The organism is Pseudomonas sp. 15A4 (genome assembly GCF_016925575.1).
Lineage (GTDB): Bacteria > Pseudomonadota > Gammaproteobacteria > Pseudomonadales > Pseudomonadaceae > Aquipseudomonas.
The window spans coordinates 3,989,428-4,007,170 of sequence record NZ_CP068986.1; the positions used below are offsets into that span (position 1 = coordinate 3,989,428).

The 17,743-nt window shown below is 62.3% G+C and carries 14 protein-coding genes and 2 pseudogenes; 10 read left to right on the plus strand and 6 right to left on the minus strand.

Going from position 1 to position 17,743, the window contains the following annotated elements:
• The first annotated feature begins 26 nt into the window (after positions 1 to 26).
• On the plus strand, positions 27 to 1,097 hold the full coding sequence (locus tag JN403_RS17580) for a pyruvate dehydrogenase (RefSeq protein WP_205483488.1): 1,071 nt from the start codon (positions 27 to 29) through the stop codon (positions 1,095 to 1,097).
• On the opposite strand, the gene JN403_RS17585 is transcribed toward JN403_RS17580, so the two are convergent.
• Positions 1,082 to 1,546: a MarR family transcriptional regulator gene (locus JN403_RS17585; RefSeq protein ID WP_205483490.1), complete on the minus strand. Its 465-nt coding sequence runs from the start codon at positions 1,544 to 1,546 to the stop codon at positions 1,082 to 1,084. The genes JN403_RS17580 and JN403_RS17585 overlap by 16 nt on opposite strands.
• Before the next feature lie 128 nt (positions 1,547 to 1,674).
• On the opposite strand from JN403_RS17585, the pseudogene aceE reads away from it, so the two are divergent.
• Positions 1,675 to 4,342, plus strand: a pseudogene (gene aceE, locus JN403_RS17590) (pyruvate dehydrogenase (acetyl-transferring), homodimeric type).
• 112 nt (positions 4,343 to 4,454) lie between these two features.
• Here aceE and JN403_RS17595 read toward each other — a convergent pair.
• Positions 4,455 to 5,465 carry an NAD(P)-dependent alcohol dehydrogenase gene (locus JN403_RS17595; RefSeq protein WP_205483492.1) on the minus strand — a complete coding sequence of 337 codons (1,011 nt, stop codon included), beginning with the start codon at positions 5,463 to 5,465 and terminating at the stop codon, positions 4,455 to 4,457.
• 176 nt (positions 5,466 to 5,641) lie between these two features.
• Here JN403_RS17595 and JN403_RS17600 point away from each other — a divergent pair, with 176 nt between their 5' ends.
• Positions 5,642 to 6,541 (plus strand): LysR family transcriptional regulator, encoded by a 900-nt coding sequence (locus JN403_RS17600; protein ID WP_205487468.1) that lies wholly within the window; start codon positions 5,642 to 5,644, stop codon positions 6,539 to 6,541.
• Between the two features lie 79 nt (positions 6,542 to 6,620).
• On the opposite strand, the pseudogene JN403_RS17605 reads toward JN403_RS17600, so the two are convergent.
• Positions 6,621 to 7,549, minus strand: a pseudogene (locus JN403_RS17605) (AraC family transcriptional regulator).
• A 290-nt stretch (positions 7,550 to 7,839) separates the two neighbouring features.
• On the opposite strand from JN403_RS17605, the gene JN403_RS17610 reads away from it, so the two are divergent.
• The 3 genes from JN403_RS17610 to JN403_RS17620 all read left to right on the plus strand — a co-directional run bounded on the left by JN403_RS17610 (position 7,840) and on the right by JN403_RS17620 (position 10,905).
• Entirely contained in the window at positions 7,840 to 9,153 is a 1,314-nt protein-coding gene (locus JN403_RS17610; protein WP_205483494.1) for a sugar ABC transporter substrate-binding protein, read from the plus strand.
• A 55-nt stretch (positions 9,154 to 9,208) separates the two neighbouring features.
• Complete coding sequence (locus JN403_RS17615; RefSeq protein WP_122537100.1) at positions 9,209 to 9,982, plus strand: L-iditol 2-dehydrogenase; 774 nt, start codon at positions 9,209 to 9,211, stop codon at positions 9,980 to 9,982.
• A gap of 200 nt (positions 9,983 to 10,182) precedes the next feature.
• A complete protein-coding gene (locus JN403_RS17620; protein ID WP_205483496.1) occupies positions 10,183 to 10,905 on the plus strand; it encodes a YkgJ family cysteine cluster protein in 723 nt (240 codons plus the stop codon).
• Positions 10,906 to 10,946: 41 nt separating this feature from the next.
• Here JN403_RS17620 and JN403_RS17625 read toward each other — a convergent pair whose 3' ends face one another.
• Complete coding sequence (locus JN403_RS17625; protein ID WP_205483498.1) at positions 10,947 to 11,903, minus strand: threonine dehydratase; 957 nt, start codon at positions 11,901 to 11,903, stop codon at positions 10,947 to 10,949.
• A 176-nt stretch (positions 11,904 to 12,079) separates the two neighbouring features.
• Here JN403_RS17625 and JN403_RS17630 point away from each other — a divergent pair, with 176 nt between their 5' ends.
• Complete coding sequence (locus tag JN403_RS17630; RefSeq protein WP_205483501.1) at positions 12,080 to 12,814, plus strand: AraC family transcriptional regulator; 735 nt, start codon at positions 12,080 to 12,082, stop codon at positions 12,812 to 12,814.
• Between the two features lie 15 nt (positions 12,815 to 12,829).
• Here JN403_RS17630 and JN403_RS17635 read toward each other — a convergent pair whose 3' ends face one another.
• Together JN403_RS17635 and JN403_RS17640 are read right to left on the minus strand one after the other, a co-directional pair.
• Positions 12,830 to 13,456, minus strand: a complete 627-nt coding sequence (locus tag JN403_RS17635; protein WP_205483502.1) for a glutathione S-transferase — start codon at positions 13,454 to 13,456, stop codon at positions 12,830 to 12,832.
• Between the two features lie 16 nt (positions 13,457 to 13,472).
• Positions 13,473 to 13,688 carry a DUF6434 domain-containing protein gene (locus JN403_RS17640; protein ID WP_122537105.1) on the minus strand — a complete coding sequence of 72 codons (216 nt, stop codon included), beginning with the start codon at positions 13,686 to 13,688 and terminating at the stop codon, positions 13,473 to 13,475.
• Positions 13,689 to 13,833: 145 nt separating this feature from the next.
• On the opposite strand from JN403_RS17640, the gene JN403_RS17645 reads away from it, so the two are divergent.
• The 3 genes from JN403_RS17645 (at position 13,834) to JN403_RS17655 (ending at position 17,723) form a co-directional block, all read left to right on the plus strand.
• Positions 13,834 to 16,161 (plus strand): EAL domain-containing protein, encoded by a 2,328-nt coding sequence (locus JN403_RS17645; protein ID WP_205483503.1) that lies wholly within the window; start codon positions 13,834 to 13,836, stop codon positions 16,159 to 16,161.
• Complete coding sequence (locus tag JN403_RS17650) at positions 16,149 to 17,024, plus strand: phosphate/phosphite/phosphonate ABC transporter substrate-binding protein (protein WP_205483504.1); 876 nt, start codon at positions 16,149 to 16,151, stop codon at positions 17,022 to 17,024. Before JN403_RS17645 ends, JN403_RS17650 begins: the two co-directional genes overlap by 13 nt.
• 417 nt (positions 17,025 to 17,441) lie before the next feature.
• Complete coding sequence (locus JN403_RS17655; protein WP_172612145.1) at positions 17,442 to 17,723, plus strand: hypothetical protein; 282 nt, start codon at positions 17,442 to 17,444, stop codon at positions 17,721 to 17,723.
• Positions 17,724 to 17,743: the final 20 nt, after the last annotated feature.

Consider the following 17,743-nt stretch of genomic DNA (forward strand, 5'->3'; position numbering starts at 1 on the left):
AAGACAGTCACAGGAGTTTCATCTTCATGGATAGCCTTCGTTTACAGCGCACCGCCAGGACCGAATCGGCGGCCCAGGCGTGCATCGAGCTCATTGAGCACAGCCACCTGTCGGGAGTGGTCACCCAGAGTTCTCCGCTCTTTACCGTTGTCGATCTGATCAAGCGCCTTGAGAGCGATCAGCGCACCCGCGGCCAATTCTGGAAGGTCAACGACCGTGCCCACGAGCCATCCACCGGCACGGCGATCAGTGCGTGGCCGCTGTGGTTCAGCGAACCGGCGCGCAACGATGAGCGGCCGTTGTTCTACATGACTCAGTCAGCCACCTCCGCGCACCTCTCGATGCTCACGTCCCAGACCGGGCAGCGGGGTATTGTGCTCAATGACATTGAGTCTTCCCCCTCGCGCTGGGCAAAAGGTGCTCACCCGTGGTTGCCGTTGTGGCTGGCCTCCAATCGGCACTGCATCCCTTTCGACCCCGCCAGTGGCGATGAAGCCAGGGCAATACTTATCGGCGCGCTTGACGAACTCTATGTGCAAGGGGCGCCCGGCTTCTGCTACATGACGCTGCACGATGAAAGCGGCGATGGGCTGGCGTGTGATCGGACCCAGGCGTTTATGGGGATGTACCGGCTGGACAACCCGACCCCTGCGGCACAGCACGTTCGGTTGCTTGGCGCAGGACTCATGCTGCGGGAGGTGCAAGCCGCCGCGCAGATCCTGCACGATGACTGGGGCATCGCCGCCGAAGTGTGGAGCTGCCCCAGCTACACCAAGCTGGCGCGGGACGCGGAACGCCAGTCCCGGCATAAACGCCTTCTGCGCGGCGAGGCACCGAGGACCAGCCATCTGCAGGACTGCCTCGGCAGCTCGCAAACACCGGTGGTTGCCGTGACCGGGTACGCGGAGTTCGTCGCGGCACAACTGGCGGCCCATGTGCGGGGACCTTTCACCGCGCTGGGCGCCGACAGCCTGGAACCCCATCAACGCCTGGACCGGCACTGGATCGCGATGACGGCCCTGCGCGAACTGGCGAATCTCGAGCAGATCAGCACTGCGCTTGTCAGCAAGGCGCTGGAACGTTACCGGCTGGTCTGAGAGATTTTTCGGGACTCGCGGGCGTTGCGGCTGGCATTTTCCAGCGCGTCCGCAAACAGGCGTTTCTGATCGTCATCGAACTCCACCAGAAACAGTTCTTCGACGGCCTGCTTGTAGACCTGCCAGATCCGCTTGCGCAGAACCCGGCCGGCGTCGGTGATCCGGGCGATGGCGCCGCGCCCGTCCTCGAGGGACTTCTCCCGGGTGACCAACCCTTCCTTCTCCAGACGGTCAACCAGCCGGGTGAGGTTGTAGCGTTCGATGGCCATGACGTCAGCGAGTTCGTGCATCCTCCTGGCGCCGTCCTGCCCGCTTTCGATACCCCAGAGCGCGTCATACCAGTCGTACGGCGGCAGCTGTTCTTCGGCCAGCCGCCGCTCGATTTCCTTGATCAGGCAGCGGTGCGCCCGAATGAAGTTGTACCAGAGGTCTGGCGATGGGGTGGCCATGGTATCTCCAAATCCTAGGGTTGATTGCAGTTGCAATCATAGCGGCAATGACGCTAGATTCAATTGCAATTGCAACGATGAGCGGGTTGAACAACGGCCCGCTGATGCCATTTTCAGGAGATGTAATGATGGAACAGAGCTACCTGCTTCGCGACGAGGATCCACAAGAAACCCGCGAATGGATTGACTCGATCGCATCCGTCGTCGAGGCAGAAGGCCGCCCCAGGGCCCACTTCCTGATCGACCAATTGCTCGATTTCGACGTTTCTGTTCATGGTGACTTCCATGGACGCGTCACCACGCCGTACGTGAACACCATTCCCCCCGAGCGCGAGTTGCCTTACCCGGGCGACCTCGGCATCGAAAAGCGCCTCAACGCCTTCATCCGCTGGAACGCCCTGACCATGGTCCTGCGGGCCGGCAAGCATTCCGGCGTGGGTGGTCACATCGCCACGTACGCATCGGCGGCAGTGCTCTACGACGTCGGCTTCGATCATTTTTTCCGCGGCCGGACAGACACCTTCGCCGGCGATCTGGTGTATATCCAGGGCCACTCGGCGCCGGGCATCTACGGCCGGGCCTTTACCGAGGGCCGTCTCACCGAGGCGCAGCTCGATAACTTCCGCCGGGAAACCGATCGCGACGGTGTGTCGTCCTATCCCCACCCCCGCCTGATGCCCGACTTCTGGCAATTCCCGACCGTGTCCATGGGCCTGGGCCCGATCACGGCTGCCTACCAGGCGCGCTTCATGCGTTATCTGGAAAACCGTGGCCTCAAGGAGCATCAGGGCCGCAAGGTCTGGGCGTTTCTGGGCGACGGCGAAATGGACCAGCCGGAATCCCTGGCCGCCATCTCCCTCGCCGGGCGCGAAAAGCTCGACAACATCATTTTCGTCGTCAACTGCAACCTGCAACGTCTTGACGGACCGGTGCGCGGGAACAGCAAAGTCATCCAGGAATTTGAAAGCCTGTACCGGGCCGCCGGCTGGAACGTGATCAAGGTGATCTGGGGGGTGGCTGGGACGAACTGCTGGCCAAGGACAAATCGGGCCTGTTGCGCCAGCGCATGATGGAATGCGTCGACGGCGAGTACCAGACGTACAAGTCACAGAACGGCGCTTATGTGCGCGAGCACTTCTTCGGCAAATACCCCGAGCTTGTGGAACTGGTCAGCGACATGACCGACGACCAGATCTGGAAACTCACTCGTGGCGGCCACGACCCGGTCAAGGTTTACAACGCCTATGCCGCGGCATCCCGCAAGACCGGCCGGCCCACGGTGATCCTCGCCAAAACGGTGAAGGGCTTCGGCATGGGCGAAGCGGGCGAAGGCCAGAACATCAACCATCAACTGAAAAAAATGGGCGGCGACGCGGTCAAGGCATTCCGCGACCGTTTCGGGCTTGAGCTGAGCGATGACCTGCTGGGCGAAATGCCTTACCTGCGACCGGACGAAGACAGCGTCGAAGCCCGGTATCTTCGCGCCCGACGCGCGAGCCTCGGGGGCAGATTCCCGCCCGGCACGCCCAGGTCGAGCCGTTGCAGATCCCGCCGTTGGCGGCGCTGGAGGTGCAACTGAAAAGCACCGGTGACCGTTCCATCTCCACCACCATGGCCTTCGTGCGGATCCTCGCCACGCTGCTGAAGGACCCGAACATCGGCAAGCTCATCGTCCCCATCGTGCCTGACGAGTCGCGCACCTTCGGCATGGAAAACCTGTTCCGCCAGATCGGCATTCATTCCCACGTCGGCCAGCTCTACACGCCGCAGGATGCCGGCACGCTGTCCTACTACAAGGAAAGCACTGACGGGCAAATCATGCAGGAAGGTCTGAACGAGTCCGGGGCGACGTCATCCTGGATCGCGGCCAGTACCTCCTACGCCAACCATGGCGTAATGACCCTGCCGTTCTACATCTTCTATTCGATGTTCGGCTTCCAGCGGGTCGGTGATCTGCTCTGGGCCGCAGGGGACGCGCGGGCTCGGGGCTTTTTGCTCGGCGCAACCTCCGGGCGTACCACCCTGATGGGTGAAGGCTTGCAGCACGACGACGGTCACAGCCACGTGATGTCGGCCACCGTGCCGTGCTGCGTTTCCTACGACCCGACGTATGCCTACGAATTGGCGGTCATCGTCCACGACGGCATGCGCCGGATGTACGTCGATCAGGAGGACATCTACTACTACATCACCCTGCTCAACGAGAACTACCCGCACCCCGAACTGCCCGAAGGCGCCGAACAAGGCATTCTCAAGGGCCTGTATCGACTGCCGATCGAACACGAGGCCCAGTCCGGTCGCCACGTTCAGCTGATGGGCAGTGGCTCGATCCTCCCCGAAGTCATCGCAGCGGCGGAGATCCTTGCCAGCGAGTACCAGGTGAGCAGCGACGTCTGGTCGGCAACCAGCCTCACCGAGGTTCGCCGTGAAGCGCAGCAGGCCGAACGCTGGAACCTGCTGCATCCGCTGGAAGAGCCGAAAGTGCCGTATCTGACCGAGGTGCTTGAGGGGCACCCCGGCCCGGTGGTGGTCGCGACGGACTACATGAAAATCCACGCAGACCAGATCCGTCCGTGGATCGGCAACCGTCGCTTCGTGGCACTGGGCACCGATGGTTTCGGGCAGTCGGACACCCGCGAAGCGCTGCGCCGGCACTTCGAAGTGGACCGTCAGTTTGTCGTGCTGGCAGCGCTGAAAGCCTTGGCTGACGAGGGCGCAATCGACCGGCAAGTGGTCGCCCGCGCGCTGGCCGAGATGCAGATTGACGTTGAGAAAGTCGATCCGATTACCGTGTGATTCGACACCGCGATAGACAAAGAGCCAGGCCATCCGCCTGGCTTTTCGTCGCATGCACAGGCCGCCTCCTTGACCCCGTGCATCAGTCAGCCCGGCCTTGAATAAGTCGACCTCAGCTGACCTTGATCACCACCTTGCCAAACGGCCCGCGCGCCAGATGTTCGTACGCCTCACGGGCCTGCTCGAACGGGTAGACATGGTCGATGACCGGACGAATATGGTGGGTGTCGAGGAAAGCATTCATGCGGTCGAACGAAGAACGTGGCGCCACGGCAATCCCGCGAAGGGTGGTCTGACGGAAGATCAGCGGCATCAGGTTCAGCGCGGTGGTTTGCCCGGTCAGGAAACCGATCTGGGCAATCTTGCCACCCACTTTTGTCGCCTGAACGGACGCGTTGACGCCCTCCCCGCCGGCCACATCCAGCAGCAGGTCCACGCCTTTGCCGTCGGTGAGTTTCAGCACTTCTGCCGCCCAGTCCGGGGTCTTGCGGTAGTTCACGCCCGCCATTGCGCCGAGCTTGATAACCGCGTCCAGATTGTCGTCGCGGCTGGAAGTGACGATGACCTTGGCGCCCAGTGCCATGGCGATCTGTGCGGCGAAGATCGACACGCCGCCGGTGCCTTGCACCAACACCGTCTGGCCAGGCTCGATCTGGCCGTAATCCACCAGCGAGTACCAGGCGGTCAACGCGGCGATAGGCAGTGTCGACGCCTCTTCGTCGGTCATGTCATCCGGCGCACGCACCGCGCTGTCTTCGTGAATGATCATGAATTCCGCCAGCCCGCCGGGCAGTGGCGAGCCAAAGCAGTAGTCGGGTTCGTCGGAGGCGGGCATGCCGTCGAGCCAGCGCGAGTACAGGTGCGAATTGACCCGGTCGCCGACCGCAAAGCGGCTGACGCCCTCGCCCACGGCGACCACCGTGCCGACAGCGTCGCTCACCGGAATCAGGGGCTTGGGCACCGTGTGCGGTTCGTAGATTCCGTCAACGATGGCTTTGTCGCGGAAGTTCAGGGACACCGCGCCCACCTTGACCAGCAGCTCGCCGGCCTTGGGGGTTGGCGTTGCGGTTTCACCCTGCTGCAGGTGGTCGAGGCCGAAATCTTTCAGAAGCCAGGCTTTCATGGTGTATCTCCGTTGAAGTGTTTCCCAGAAGGCCGGGGTCGGCCGTTTGTGTGCTGGGGGCATTGTTTCTGTTATGAGCGCAGGGATAAATGCCCGGCAACGCACAGGATTGTTATCCTGATGCGCAACAATCATCGCGATTTCCAAGGAGCGAACCGATGGACCTTTTGCAGTCGATGCAGGTGTTCGCGAGGCTGGCGGAGCTCGGCAGCTTCACCAAAGTGGCCGAAGCCACTCAGTTGGGCCGCCCGCACATCACCCGATCGATTCAGACGCTGGAGGCTTCCCTCGGCGTGCGCCTATTTCAACGCACCACGCGCACGGTGAAGCTGACGGCCGAAGGCGAGCAGTTTTACGAACGGGTCAAAGGCATCCTCGCCGACATCTCGGACACCACGTCAATGTTCGACCGCAGCGGCGTCACCCTGCAAGGGCGACTTCGGGTGGACATCCCCACGGCGTTCTCCCAACGCAGTTTCATCGAAAGCCTGAAGGGATTCACGGGCGCGTTTCCCGCCATCGAACTGGTGGTGGGCGTCACGGATCGAGCGGTAGATCTGGTGGCTGAGGGCGTTGATTGTGTGTTGCGGATTGGCGAGTTGCGGGACTCAAGCATGGTTGCCCGACAGATCGGTACGGTAGAAATGGTCACCTGCGCGGCGCCTTCCTATCTCGACACATGGGGTAGGCCTACAACGCTCGGCGATCTGACCCAGCATCAGGGCGTCGATTTTCTCTCGGGACAGAGCAACCGGCCCCTGCCCTGGTATTTCCAGGACGGCGGCGAGGATCGGCCTTACCCGAGTCGCGGGGCCATTACGGTCAACGAGTCCAACGCCTATGTTCACTGCGGCCTGGCAGGCTTCGGCATCATCCAGGCGCCCGGCATCACCGTGGATGCGTTTCTCGCCAGCGGTGAACTGATCGAAGTACTGCAGCCTTTTCGTCCGGCCCGGCGCAAGGTGTCAGTGCTTTATCCCAGCCGGACGCACCTCGCGCCCCAGGTGCATGCCTTTGCCGACTGGTTGCGTGAACACTTTCCCGCGTTGCATCCCAAATGGTTCAAGGCTGACTGACACAACCTACACGCCGGGTACGCCGTCGGGCGTGGCCTTGGGTTCATGGCCGCGCGGTAAGGGTCGAGGGAGAGAACGACTAAGACGCCTTCGACGTATTCAAGTTGAACAACGTCGCCGCCGTGCCGCTTCGATAGTCCGACGGCGTCTGCTTCATCTCGTAACGGAAGTGTCGATTGAAGTTCGACAGGTTGATGTAGCCCACTTCAAAGCAGACATCGGCGATGGACATCCGCGTCTGCAGCAACAAGCGGCAGGCCCTCTGGATGCGCAGCTTGCGCATCAGGTCGATGAACCCATGCCCGGTGGCGCGCTTGAAGAATCGTGAAAACCCCGGCTCGCTCATGTGCAGGCGCTCGGCAATCACTGAGAGCCGGATATCGCCGGTGAGCTCCCGCTGCAGGTAGTCGAATGCCCGGTGGACCCGCTCGGCGCTTTTCGCATCGAGGGTCGGTGCGTAACACGAACTCGCCAACGTCCGGGCTTCCCTGTCACACGCTCCGCTCAGGGTATGGAGCAGCTCAAGAAACAGCAGCAAGCGCTGTAATCCGTTCGCCGAGCCTATGCGTTCAAGCAGGTCGGCGGCCCGCAGCGCGGTCTCGCCGGTGAATTCCAGCCCACGGCGGGCACGATCAAACAAACCCTGCAATTCACCCAGCTCAGGCATCGTCTCGCGCAGCGCCAGCAAGGTGGCACCGTCGAACTGAAGTACGACGTCACGGCCTTGCAGGTGCTCCCCGGCGCCAGATCGCCCATCCAGTCATGGGGTAAATCGGGACCAATGAGCGCCACATGGCCGGGGCCGAAGGCGCCGATGTAATCGCCCGCCACCAGTTTGCCGCTGCCTTTGCGGATCAGATGAATTTCGTATTCAGGGTGATGATTCCAGCGCGCGAGCGCATAGGGATAGTCGTGTTCGTACCAGCGAAAACTCTGCTGGGGCGCCGGCAGGATGATCTCCAGTTCGGCAGGCAACTGCTCGAATAAGGCGGTTCGGCTTTCAGGCATGGTCTGCCCCTTTTTTGTCGTTGTTGGCGCGTGCATCGACGCACCATACGCCCATTGCATCATCCTGCTCCACCTCGCCTGTCGCTGCGCGATGATACTTTTAGCCGGACGCAGGGCTGGGCTGCACGGTTAAAAAAGCATCAGTGGGACATCCTCAGCGTGTTTGTTGCAGCGCGTGCGAGCTGCTGTAATCGGCACGCCACTGCCCCGAAGTGAGACGTCAGAGGGACCGGCAGTGCTGAAAAACAACAATAACGATTCCGCGCCACCGGCGTGGAGTGGAGATCACCATGAAGATCACCCATCACGCGCTGCTGCTGGCTGCCGGCCTGTCTCTGGCTGGGGTCAGCCATGCTGCCGAGACCATCACCATCGCGACGGTCAACAACAACGACATGATCCGCATGCAGCGGCTCTCCAGGGTATTCGAAGAGCAGCACCCCGACATCAAACTCAACTGGGTGGTGCTCGAAGAAAACGTCCTGCGCCAGCGGCTGACGACTGACATCGCAACCCAGGGCGGCCAGTTCGATGTGTTGACCATCGGCACCTACGAGACGCCATTGTGGGGCGCAAAAAACTGGTTGGAGCCGATGAAGGACCTGCCCGCCAGCTACGACCTCGACGACATCATCCCCTCCGTGCGCCAGGGCCTGTCGGTCAACGACACGCTCTATGCGTTGCCCTTCTACGGCGAGAGCACGGTGACCTACTACCGGACCGACCTGTTCAAACAAGCCGGGCTGAGCATGCCCGAGCACCCGACCTGGACCCAACTCGGGGCGTTTGCCGCCAAACTGCATCACCCGGATCAGGGTCAGTACGGCATGTGCCTGCGAGGCAAGGCCGGCTGGGGCGAGAACATGGCCTTGCTGACAACGATGGCCAACGCCTTCGGCGCCCGCTGGTTCGACGAGCAATGGCGACCCGAGCTGACCAGCCCCGAGTGGAAGGCCGCTGCCGATTTCTACGTCAACACGCTGAAAAACTATGGGCCGCCCGGCGTCTCAAGTAACGGTTTCAACGAAACCCTCGCCCTGTTCAACAGCGGCAAATGCGCGATCTGGGTCGATGCCAGCGTGGCGGGCTCGTTCACCACCGACAAGGAACAGAGCCGGGTCGTGGACAGCGTGGGCTTCGCGCCAGCACCCGTTGAAGTGACCGACAAGGGTTCGTCCTGGCTGTACGCCTGGTCTCTGGCAATCCCGGCAACCTCCCAACACAAAGACGCCGCCAAGGCCTTCACCACCTGGGCGACCTCCAAGGAATACATCCAGCTCGTGGCGCAAAAAGACGGCATCACCAACGTGCCGCCCGGCACTCGCACCTCCACCTACAGCGACGCCTACCTCAAGGCTGCGCCGTTCGCCAAAGTGACACTGGAGATGATGAAGCACGCCGATCCGACGCACCCGTCGGCCAAGCCTGTGCCCTATGTTGGCATTCAGTACGTGACCATCCCGGAATTCCAGGCCATCGGCACGTCGGTGGGCAAGCTCTTCTCCGCCGCACTCACCGGCCAGACCTCCGTCGAGCAGGCACTGGCTGCCGCGCAGTCGACGACGGAGCGGGAAATGAAGCGCGCTGGCTACCCAAAGAAATAAACCCACCGCCGACGGATGTCGGCCGGTTCTCACCGCATAACGGATGACTCTTCCCATGAAACGACTCGAAGGTAAAAGCGCGCTGATCACCGGCTCGGCCCGCGGTATCGGGCGGGCCTACGCCGAAGCCTACATTCGCGAGGGCGCGACGGTCGCCATCGCCGACATCAACCTGGAGCGCGCGACCCAGACGGCCACCGAACTGGGGGCCAGTGCCTACGCGGTGAGGATGGATGTCACCGATCAATCGTCCATTGACGCGGCCATGGCGGCCGTCATCGCCACCACCGGTAAGCTGGATATTTTGGTCAACAACGCCGCGCTGTTTGATCTCGCGCCCATTACGGACATCACCCGCGAGAGCTACGAGCGGCTGTTCTCCATCAATGTGGCCGGCACGTTGTTCACCCTTCAGGCGGCGGCGAAGCAGATGATCGCCCAGGGTCATGGCGGCAAGATCATCAACATGGCGAGCCAGGCCGGGCGGCGCGGCGAGGCACTGGTGGGCGTCTACTGCGCGACCAAGGCCGCAGTCATCAGCCTGACCCAGTCCGCCGGGTTGAACCTGATCAAACACCGGATCAACGTCAACGCGATCGCACCGGGCGTGGTTGATGGCGAGCATTGGGACGGCGTCGACGCGCTGTTTGCCAGACACGAGAACCGGCCGCTGGGGGAGAAGAAAAGGCTCGTCGGCGAAGAAGTGCCCTACGGTCGCATGGGCACCGCCGAGGACCTGACCGGCATGGCGATCTTTCTCGCGTCAGCGGAGAGCGATTATGTCGTCGCCCAGACCTACAACGTCGACGGTGGCAACTGGATGAGTTGAGGCCGGGGAAAACGTGGGTCGCTGATCCATCGGGTCAGTCAGTGGGAACGGCTCGCCCCACTGATGGGCCGCACACGGGACTAACCGGATTGAGCTAACCGCCGTATGATTCCCGTTCAACGAATAGCGGCGCAGGCGACCTAACCATCAACGATTCAACGATTCCCTCAACAGCCAACCCTCCGAACGTAGGCCCCGACGTGCGCTTCGAGTGCGTCGGCTGCGGCGCCTGCTGCCGCGGCCGCTTCGTCCCCTTGACCCTGAGTGAAGCAGTGACCTGGCTAAAACGCGGCCATTCTGTCGGGGTTTTGCTTGAGGCGTTTGATGAGTCGCTCTGGCCGGTCGGATCGCCCGAGTACGCCTACAACGCCGGGCGATCCGCGCCGGTCACCGGCGGTTCGGGCACCCTGCGGGTAACGGTGATTCTGGCGGCTAATGCCTTGCCTGAGTGCCCGAACCTTCAGCAGAACGGGCTCTGTTCGGTGTACCTGGAGCGTCCGCTGGTGTGCCGGATCTACCCGATGGAGATCAGTCCTTTCATTGAGCTGAAACCCCAAGCCAAAGACTGCCCGCCCGAAGCCTGGCAGCAGGGTAGCCTGCTGGCGTCGGATCAGGGGCTGGCGATGCTGGTCCAGCAATCGCGCCAGTCCGACCGCGAGGATGCCCGGCGCAAGGTGGCGATATGCGAAAGCCTTGGTCTGACCGTCGCCGGCTGGAAAGGCAACGGTCTGGTGACTCACCAGCCTTCGGTCGAGACCTTGCTTGCTGCGTGCGAAGGTGCCGAAGTCAATGCTGGCGCTGCTGCGCAGCCGTGGCAGATCAAGGCAGAAGAGCCGGCGTTGAGGGATTATCTCCATACCCAGTCCGTGCCCCTGGCTGACTCACCGACCGACGATTACATCTTCCACCCACTACCCCGCTGAACGGCCGCCGCTGAACCGCTTGCAGCTTGCCGCTGGCCGCTTCAGCCTATCACCCGCGCATACACCGACCGGTCCACATTCCCGCCGGACAGGATCACCCCGACCTTCTTTCCTGCCATGGCCTGGCGTTCCTGAATGAGCGCCGCCAGTGCAGCGGCGCCTGCACCCTCCGCGAGGTTATGGGTGTCGGTGTAATAGACGCGCATGGCCTCGGCGATTTCTTCCTCGCTGACAGCAACGATGCGCTCTGCACCTGCTCGATAGATCGCGAAGGCGGCAGGAATGGGCTGGCGCACGGCAAGGCCGTCGGCAAAGGTGTTCGCCGACGAGGTCTGCAAAAGGGTGCCTTCTTCGAACGACCACTTGGCAGCCGCTGCTTCGGTGGACACCACGCCGACCACCTTTGTCTGCAGGCCCAACGCGTCGCGGGCCGCAATAACGCCGCAAATCCCCGACCCGCAGCCGATCGGCACGTAAACCGTGTCCAGCTCCGGCACAGCCATGAACAACTCCAGCGCATACGTGGCCACGCCCTTGAGCAACTCGATGTGGAAAGGCGGGACCAGATAGTGCCCATGCACGTCCGCCAGCCGCGCGGCCTCTTCCCGGGCTTCGTCGAAATCCCGGCCGCACTCGATCACGGTGCCGCCGAGGGCGCGCATGGCGTGGTTCTTTTCCGGCGAATTGCCTTCCGGCACCACGATCGACGCACTCAAGCCCAATGCCGTGGCGGCCAGCGCCAGACTCTGACCATGATTGCCGCGCGTCGCGGTGACGATGCCTTTGACGGCCGGGTAAGTGCGCTTGAGCCAGTGCATGAAGGTAATCCCGCCGCGCACTTTGAAGGCGCCGGTGGGCGTGTGGTTTTCATGTTTGACCCAGACCGTGATGTTCAGCCGCTCGGCCAGTAACGGCCAGGCATATTGAGCGGTCGGCGGCATGACCGCATACACCTGGCGAGCGGCCTGTTCGATATCGTCGCGTGTCAGTCCGTGCATGGCCGTATCCTCGAAAATTTGGCTCAGTTTAGGCTGAGCCCCACCGCGCCGGCTTTCAAAAAACTGACCTGACTTTTTGCCGCCCACTTCATTAGTATCAATGCCATGAACCTGACAACACGCCCACCTCGCCCGCTCCCCCTGAACCGGTTCGCCGTGTCGAGGCAGGCCCGTGGATGATTGAATTGCTCCCCGCCGCCGGTTACGCCACTCGTTACGTGGCGGCTCAGGCAGCGATTGGTTTCGCCTTCGAAAGCCAGCGCGGGCTGCACGCCATCGGCAGCGATCGGGTGCAGCCTTTCGACGCGCTGCCCAACGGCCTCGCGTTCGTGCCCGCCGGTTGCGACGTGTTGTCCCAGTCACCCACGGGCGGTGAATACCTGCGGCTGCTGCGCACGGACGAGCTTGCGCTGACGGGCGACCATGCGTTTAACAACCGCATCGATGCACAGGCGATTCCCTTGGCGATGAAGCTGCGCGCCGCGTTGCTGCAGTCCTCGCCTGCGGACGACTGGGAGGGTTGGGCGCTGGCGCTGGCTGAACGGGTCGGTGACCGAAGCCCCTACGACACGCCGCTGCAAGGCTCGATCAACGGCAGCCGGATGCGCAGGCTGGATGAGTTCATCGACGCGGGCATCGACGGGCCGCTGGGGGTGCACGCCATGGCGGATATGCTGGGGTTGTCCGAGGGGTATTTCATTCGGGCCTTCAAAAACACCACGGGCAAAAGTCCGCACAGTTACCTGATCGACAGGCGCCTGGCCAAGGCACGAACCCTGATGCGCGACTCAAACGCGAGACTGGCAGAGATCGCCCCTGCCTGCGGCTTCAGCTCCCAGGCCCATATGGCGACCGCTTTCCGGCTCCGTTTGGGCACGAGCCCGGCGAAATTGCGCAGTCAGTGGGGGTGATGACTCATCTTCCAGTCACCAGCCGTACCGCTGCAGAACCGCACTGACAACGGGATGGCGGTCAACCGTCGCTAAAGACGAGTGAAATCCGGGCCGAGCCCTCTGCAAATGATCCCGCGTCCCGCTCCACTGGCTGACTACGACAGCCAGCATTTCAACCGCGCCAGGTGCCTGTGGATGCCAGGTCACCGGGTTGTCAAACACATCGCTGAAAACCTCCCACTGACTGTGCAATTTGCCCCGGGCGCCTGCGACCAAGCTGTCCAGTTGATCGGGATCGGCGTCAGGCAGCCACCGTTCCGGGTAGTCGATCAGGCCAATGGAGGCATAGCAGTTGGTGGTGATGTACGCCAGCGCACGGAGTTGTTGGGCACGTTCAAGAACGTCGTGAGCCAAAAGGCCGGACAACGGAAATGCCAGGCCGAGATGGGTGAGGATGGCCGCGCTCTCCGTCAGCACGCCACCGCCGGGGATGACCAGGGTCGGCACCTGCATCAACGGATTCAAGCGTTTCAACTCGTCCTGCCCGGCGCCCGCTTCCCACGAACTGGCGGGCACCAGGCGGTATTCGGCGCCGCACAGGGTAAGTGCCATCTCGATGGCGGCCGAGCCGGATCTCTCGGCCCCAAATAACGTGAACATGCGTTTCCCTCTGTCATCAGGCTTTATGGGCATGCCGGCGCTGCCATTCATCAGCCACATCGCCCAGGGTTTTGCGGGTGTCGTTGCGTATCCAGGCCATGAAGTCGCGGTCGAATTTAAAGGCCGGTCCGCACTGCCCGGTCATGAAGCGGCGCACGTTCTGGGTGTTGCGGTAATCCTGAGTCACAGGGGTGTTTCGGGAAAGCGGATCGCTGTGCCAGTCGAAAGCCATGGGATAAGTCCGAAAGGGTTGTCCTACGCATTCTAGCGGCGAAACCTGAGTTGCCATGACCGTCCATAAGTGCGCAGGAAGAAACCGTCACGGGATGGCAACAATCTGGTATTAAAGTGCCATCACCTTCTGCCGGAAGCACCCATTGATCCCTCGATCGTTGTCCTCGCTCCGTTTCATTCAATCGCTATTGGTACTTCTCTGCGCGGCGACCTTGCTGTTCCTGTGGGGACTGCATTACCAGCAAAAAGCCTCGTCTCGCGAGGAGGCGCTGGCAGCCAAGGCGGCCGAGCATTTGAACCTGGCCACCATCGCTGCCGAAAACCTGCGTCAGTTGGTCGACAGGGCCCAGGCCATCGGCGGGGTTGCCCGCAGCGATATGCAGGCGTTGGGCGTGCAGCATCAAGGCCTGGTGCGGATGTTGGCTGAGGACCCGGTTTTCAAACGCATGAGCCTGTATGCCGTCGACGGCCAGTTGATCTCTGCCAGCCACAGCGATGAGCCCGCCCAATTACCTTCTCTGTGGCTCACCCAGTTGCAGGATCACTCGGCCCGGTACGGTTTCAAGGCGCTTCTACCCTCTTCCCTCGGCCCACAGACAACGTCCCTTGGCCCCAGCTGGCGTCTGCCATTCCTCTTGCCGCTTACCGATCCGTTCACCGGCAGGCTGGATAACGTCCTCTTGATCCAACTGGACATCGGCTACCTCGCGGCCCTGTTCGAGCATATCGATCTGGGCCAGAGCGGGATGATGCGGCTGATCGATAACATCGGCCGAGAGCGCGTGCGGATCAGCAGCAGCGGCGTGGTGTTCTCCGGGGCGCCGATGACGCCCGAGCTGCCGGGTGACGGCCCGGTGGCGGGAATGCTGCCTCAACATTCCCCGGCCGGGCTTTTTCAAAGCCTGTACCTCCGCGTGCCACAGCGGGGTTTCAGCGTTGTCGTGAGCCAGGCGGAGGACGAAATCCTTGCGTCCTCCCTGCTCGCCTCGCGGCAGCAATTCTGGCTGAACCTGTCCATGACCGTGCTGATTCTGGGCGCCCTGTTCTGGACCTTGCGGGTGCTGCGCAAGCGTCAGGAAGCCTTCACCGCCCTTGAAGACGCCCAGCTCATCAATCAGCAACTGATCAGCCGGCTGGAGGACGAACATCGGCGCAGCAGCCATGCCGCTGCGACGGATCACCTGAGTGGCCTGCACAACCGTCGCCAGTTCATGGAGCTGACCACGCAAGTTCTCGCCAGACAGCGCGGCAGGCGGCGCTTGCTGGCCATCCTGTTCATCGACATGGATCGCTTCAAATCAATCAACGACTCGCTGGGGCACAAGGTCGGCGACATGTTGCTTCAGGCTGTCGCGGGGCGCATCTCCCGCATGCTTGAACCCGGCGATGAAGCGGCGAGGTTCGGCGGTGACGAATTCGTCATCCTGCTGGCCGGCGAGCGCAGTGAAGAACAGATTGATGGCTGGGCGCGGGCGCTGGTCGACAAGTTGTCGGCGGTGTACTCACTCAACGACCATGAAGTCACGACCAGCCCCAGCGTCGGCGTCAGCATTTGCCCCCGGGACGGTCAGGACGTCGAAGAGCTCATTCGCGGCGCGGACGCGGCGATGTACTCCGCCAAGCGCGCCGGTCGCGGCCAGTACCGCTTCTTTGACCCGTCGCTGAACGTCGTCGACGTCGAGGAATTCATGTTGGAACAGGCCTTCAGCCATGCGTTTAGCCATCACCAGTTCGTTCTGCACTATCAGCCGCAGATCAGGCTCGACACCCTGCAGGTCGAGGGTTATGAAGCGCTGGTGCGATGGCAGCATCCAGAGTTCGGGCTGCTGTATCCGGACCGCTTCATTTCGATGGCGGAGCGCAACGGTTTCATCGTCGGCCTCGGCTGGGAAGTGTTGCGCCTGAGCTGCGAGGACCTGATGCGCTGGCACGCCGAGGGCCGGGCGCTGAAGATCGCCGTCAACGTTTCCGCGATCCAGCTGCATCAGGCGGACTACAGCGACAGGTTCCTGCGGGAGCTGGCAATACGGGGCATTGCCCCGCAGTTTCTGGAGGTGGAGATCACCGAAACCTCCCTGCTCGACCCCGAAGGCCTGGCCGTTGAGCACCTCCAGCGGCTGCGCCTGGCGGGCGTGCGCATCAGCCTCGATGATTTCGGCAGCGGCTACGCAGGCTTCGCGCATCTGCAACTGTTGCCGTTGAACAAGCTGAAGATCGACCGCGCGTTGATCGCCCCACTGTCCAACAGTCCCGATGACAACCCGATCGTTTCCTCCACCATCATCCTGGCCAAGCGTCTGGGGCTTGAAGTGGTGGCCGAGGGCGTGGAAACCCGGGAGCAAGTCGTGTGCCTGAAGCTGGCCGGCTGTGACATCGTCCAGGGCTACCATTTCAGCCGGCCCCTCAGCGTCGCACAGTTGCAAGAGTACCCACCCTTCATGAACCTGGTAGGCGAAGCATGCGTGCAGTGAAAATTCTGGCGGTTCTGCTGGCGAGCGTGATGCTGATCGAGCCGGCGTATGGCCAATGTTCGCAGCAGAGCCTGCGCATCGCCGTGATTCCTAAGAAAAGCATGGAGGTGCTGCTGCGCGAGCAGCGACCGCTGATAGAACACCTGCGTCGGGCGACGGGCATCCCGGTGGAGATCGTGCCCTCGTCTTCTTACGAAAGCGTGGTCGATGCCATCGTATCGGGCGGGGTGGACCTGGCCTGGCTCGGGCCGGCTTCCTACATCCTGGCGTATCAACGTGATCCGCGCATCGAACCGTTCGCCAGCCTGACCATCGCCAAAGGCTTCTTCACCCCTGCCGGTCAGCATTATCAGGCCTTGCTCGTGGCCCGCCAGGACGTGGCCCGGCAAACCGAAGGTCTGCGCGGCAAGCGGGTGGCGCTCACGGACCCCGCCAGTACCTCGGGCAGCATCATCCCCAACGCGGAGTTCTCCGCGCGGATCGGCATGCCCCTGCCGCAGTTTTTCAGCTCGGTGGTGTACTCCGGCTCACACGACAAGTCGCTGGACGCAGTGCTGGACCGCAAGGTCGAGGCCGCCTTCGTGTCCAGTGTCCGGGTGGATGAATACCTCAACAGAGGCGTGATCAGCCGCGAAACCCTGAGCGTGTTGTGGCACTCGGAGCCCATCTACTATGACCCGTTCGTCTTCCGTGGCGCGCTCTGCGCCGACATCAAGGCCAGGATACGCGACGCGATGCTGGTGAATAACCAAGGCTTGCGCGGCTTTCTTGATTCCCAGGAAGCCTCGGGAATCGTCCCGGTCGGCCACGCGCAATACGCTCCGTTGCTGCAGAAGATGCAGCAGATCGCGCCGGCGCAGTGATGGACTTCGCCGGGTACAGACTGTTTATCGTGTAATGCTCACCCTTCACGCCCTGACCAGAATCGCGCTCGAAATCAAATCGAAAAGATGGTCGGCCCGGGCCGCGAGGGCGGGCTGATCGTTCACCTAGGTCAGCGCCCCGACAAGGGCGAACAGGTCGGCACCGCCGCGTGCAGTCAGCGGGATCAACGCGAATGTGGGACTGGCTTTAGCCGGGAAGGCGTCGGTGGTTCCACTGCAAGATTTAGGGTGTTAGCGCTGGCCTCTTCCCGGCTGAAGCCGGTCCTACTGTGCGTGGCATTTGAGTGAGGAGGATTTATCGGTTGAAAGGGTGTCCAAGCCCGTAAGCGCAAATTGATCATATAAAAAGCCCCGCGCCGATACAGTACGCAACCGATCTGTCCCCCTGGAGGCCCAATGAATCCGGACACGACCCTGAGCGACGACGCGGGATCCCCGCCCCAGCAGGACTGGTTTTCCAACGAGCACCGCGGGCGCATCGACGAGCTGATCGCCAAGCTCAAAACCAGTGACACCAAAGAAAGCGTCTCGCGCTACCACGCCATGGCCGAAGGCTATTTGCTGGGCCTGCTGGACAGCTACCACGTCAGCACAGAGCACCACGATGCCGTTCGCCAATACCTGCACAACCTGGCGATAGCGCGGTTGAAGGCCGTGAAACCCAGGCTGCGCAAATGATCCGGCGTGAGCAGCCTGGG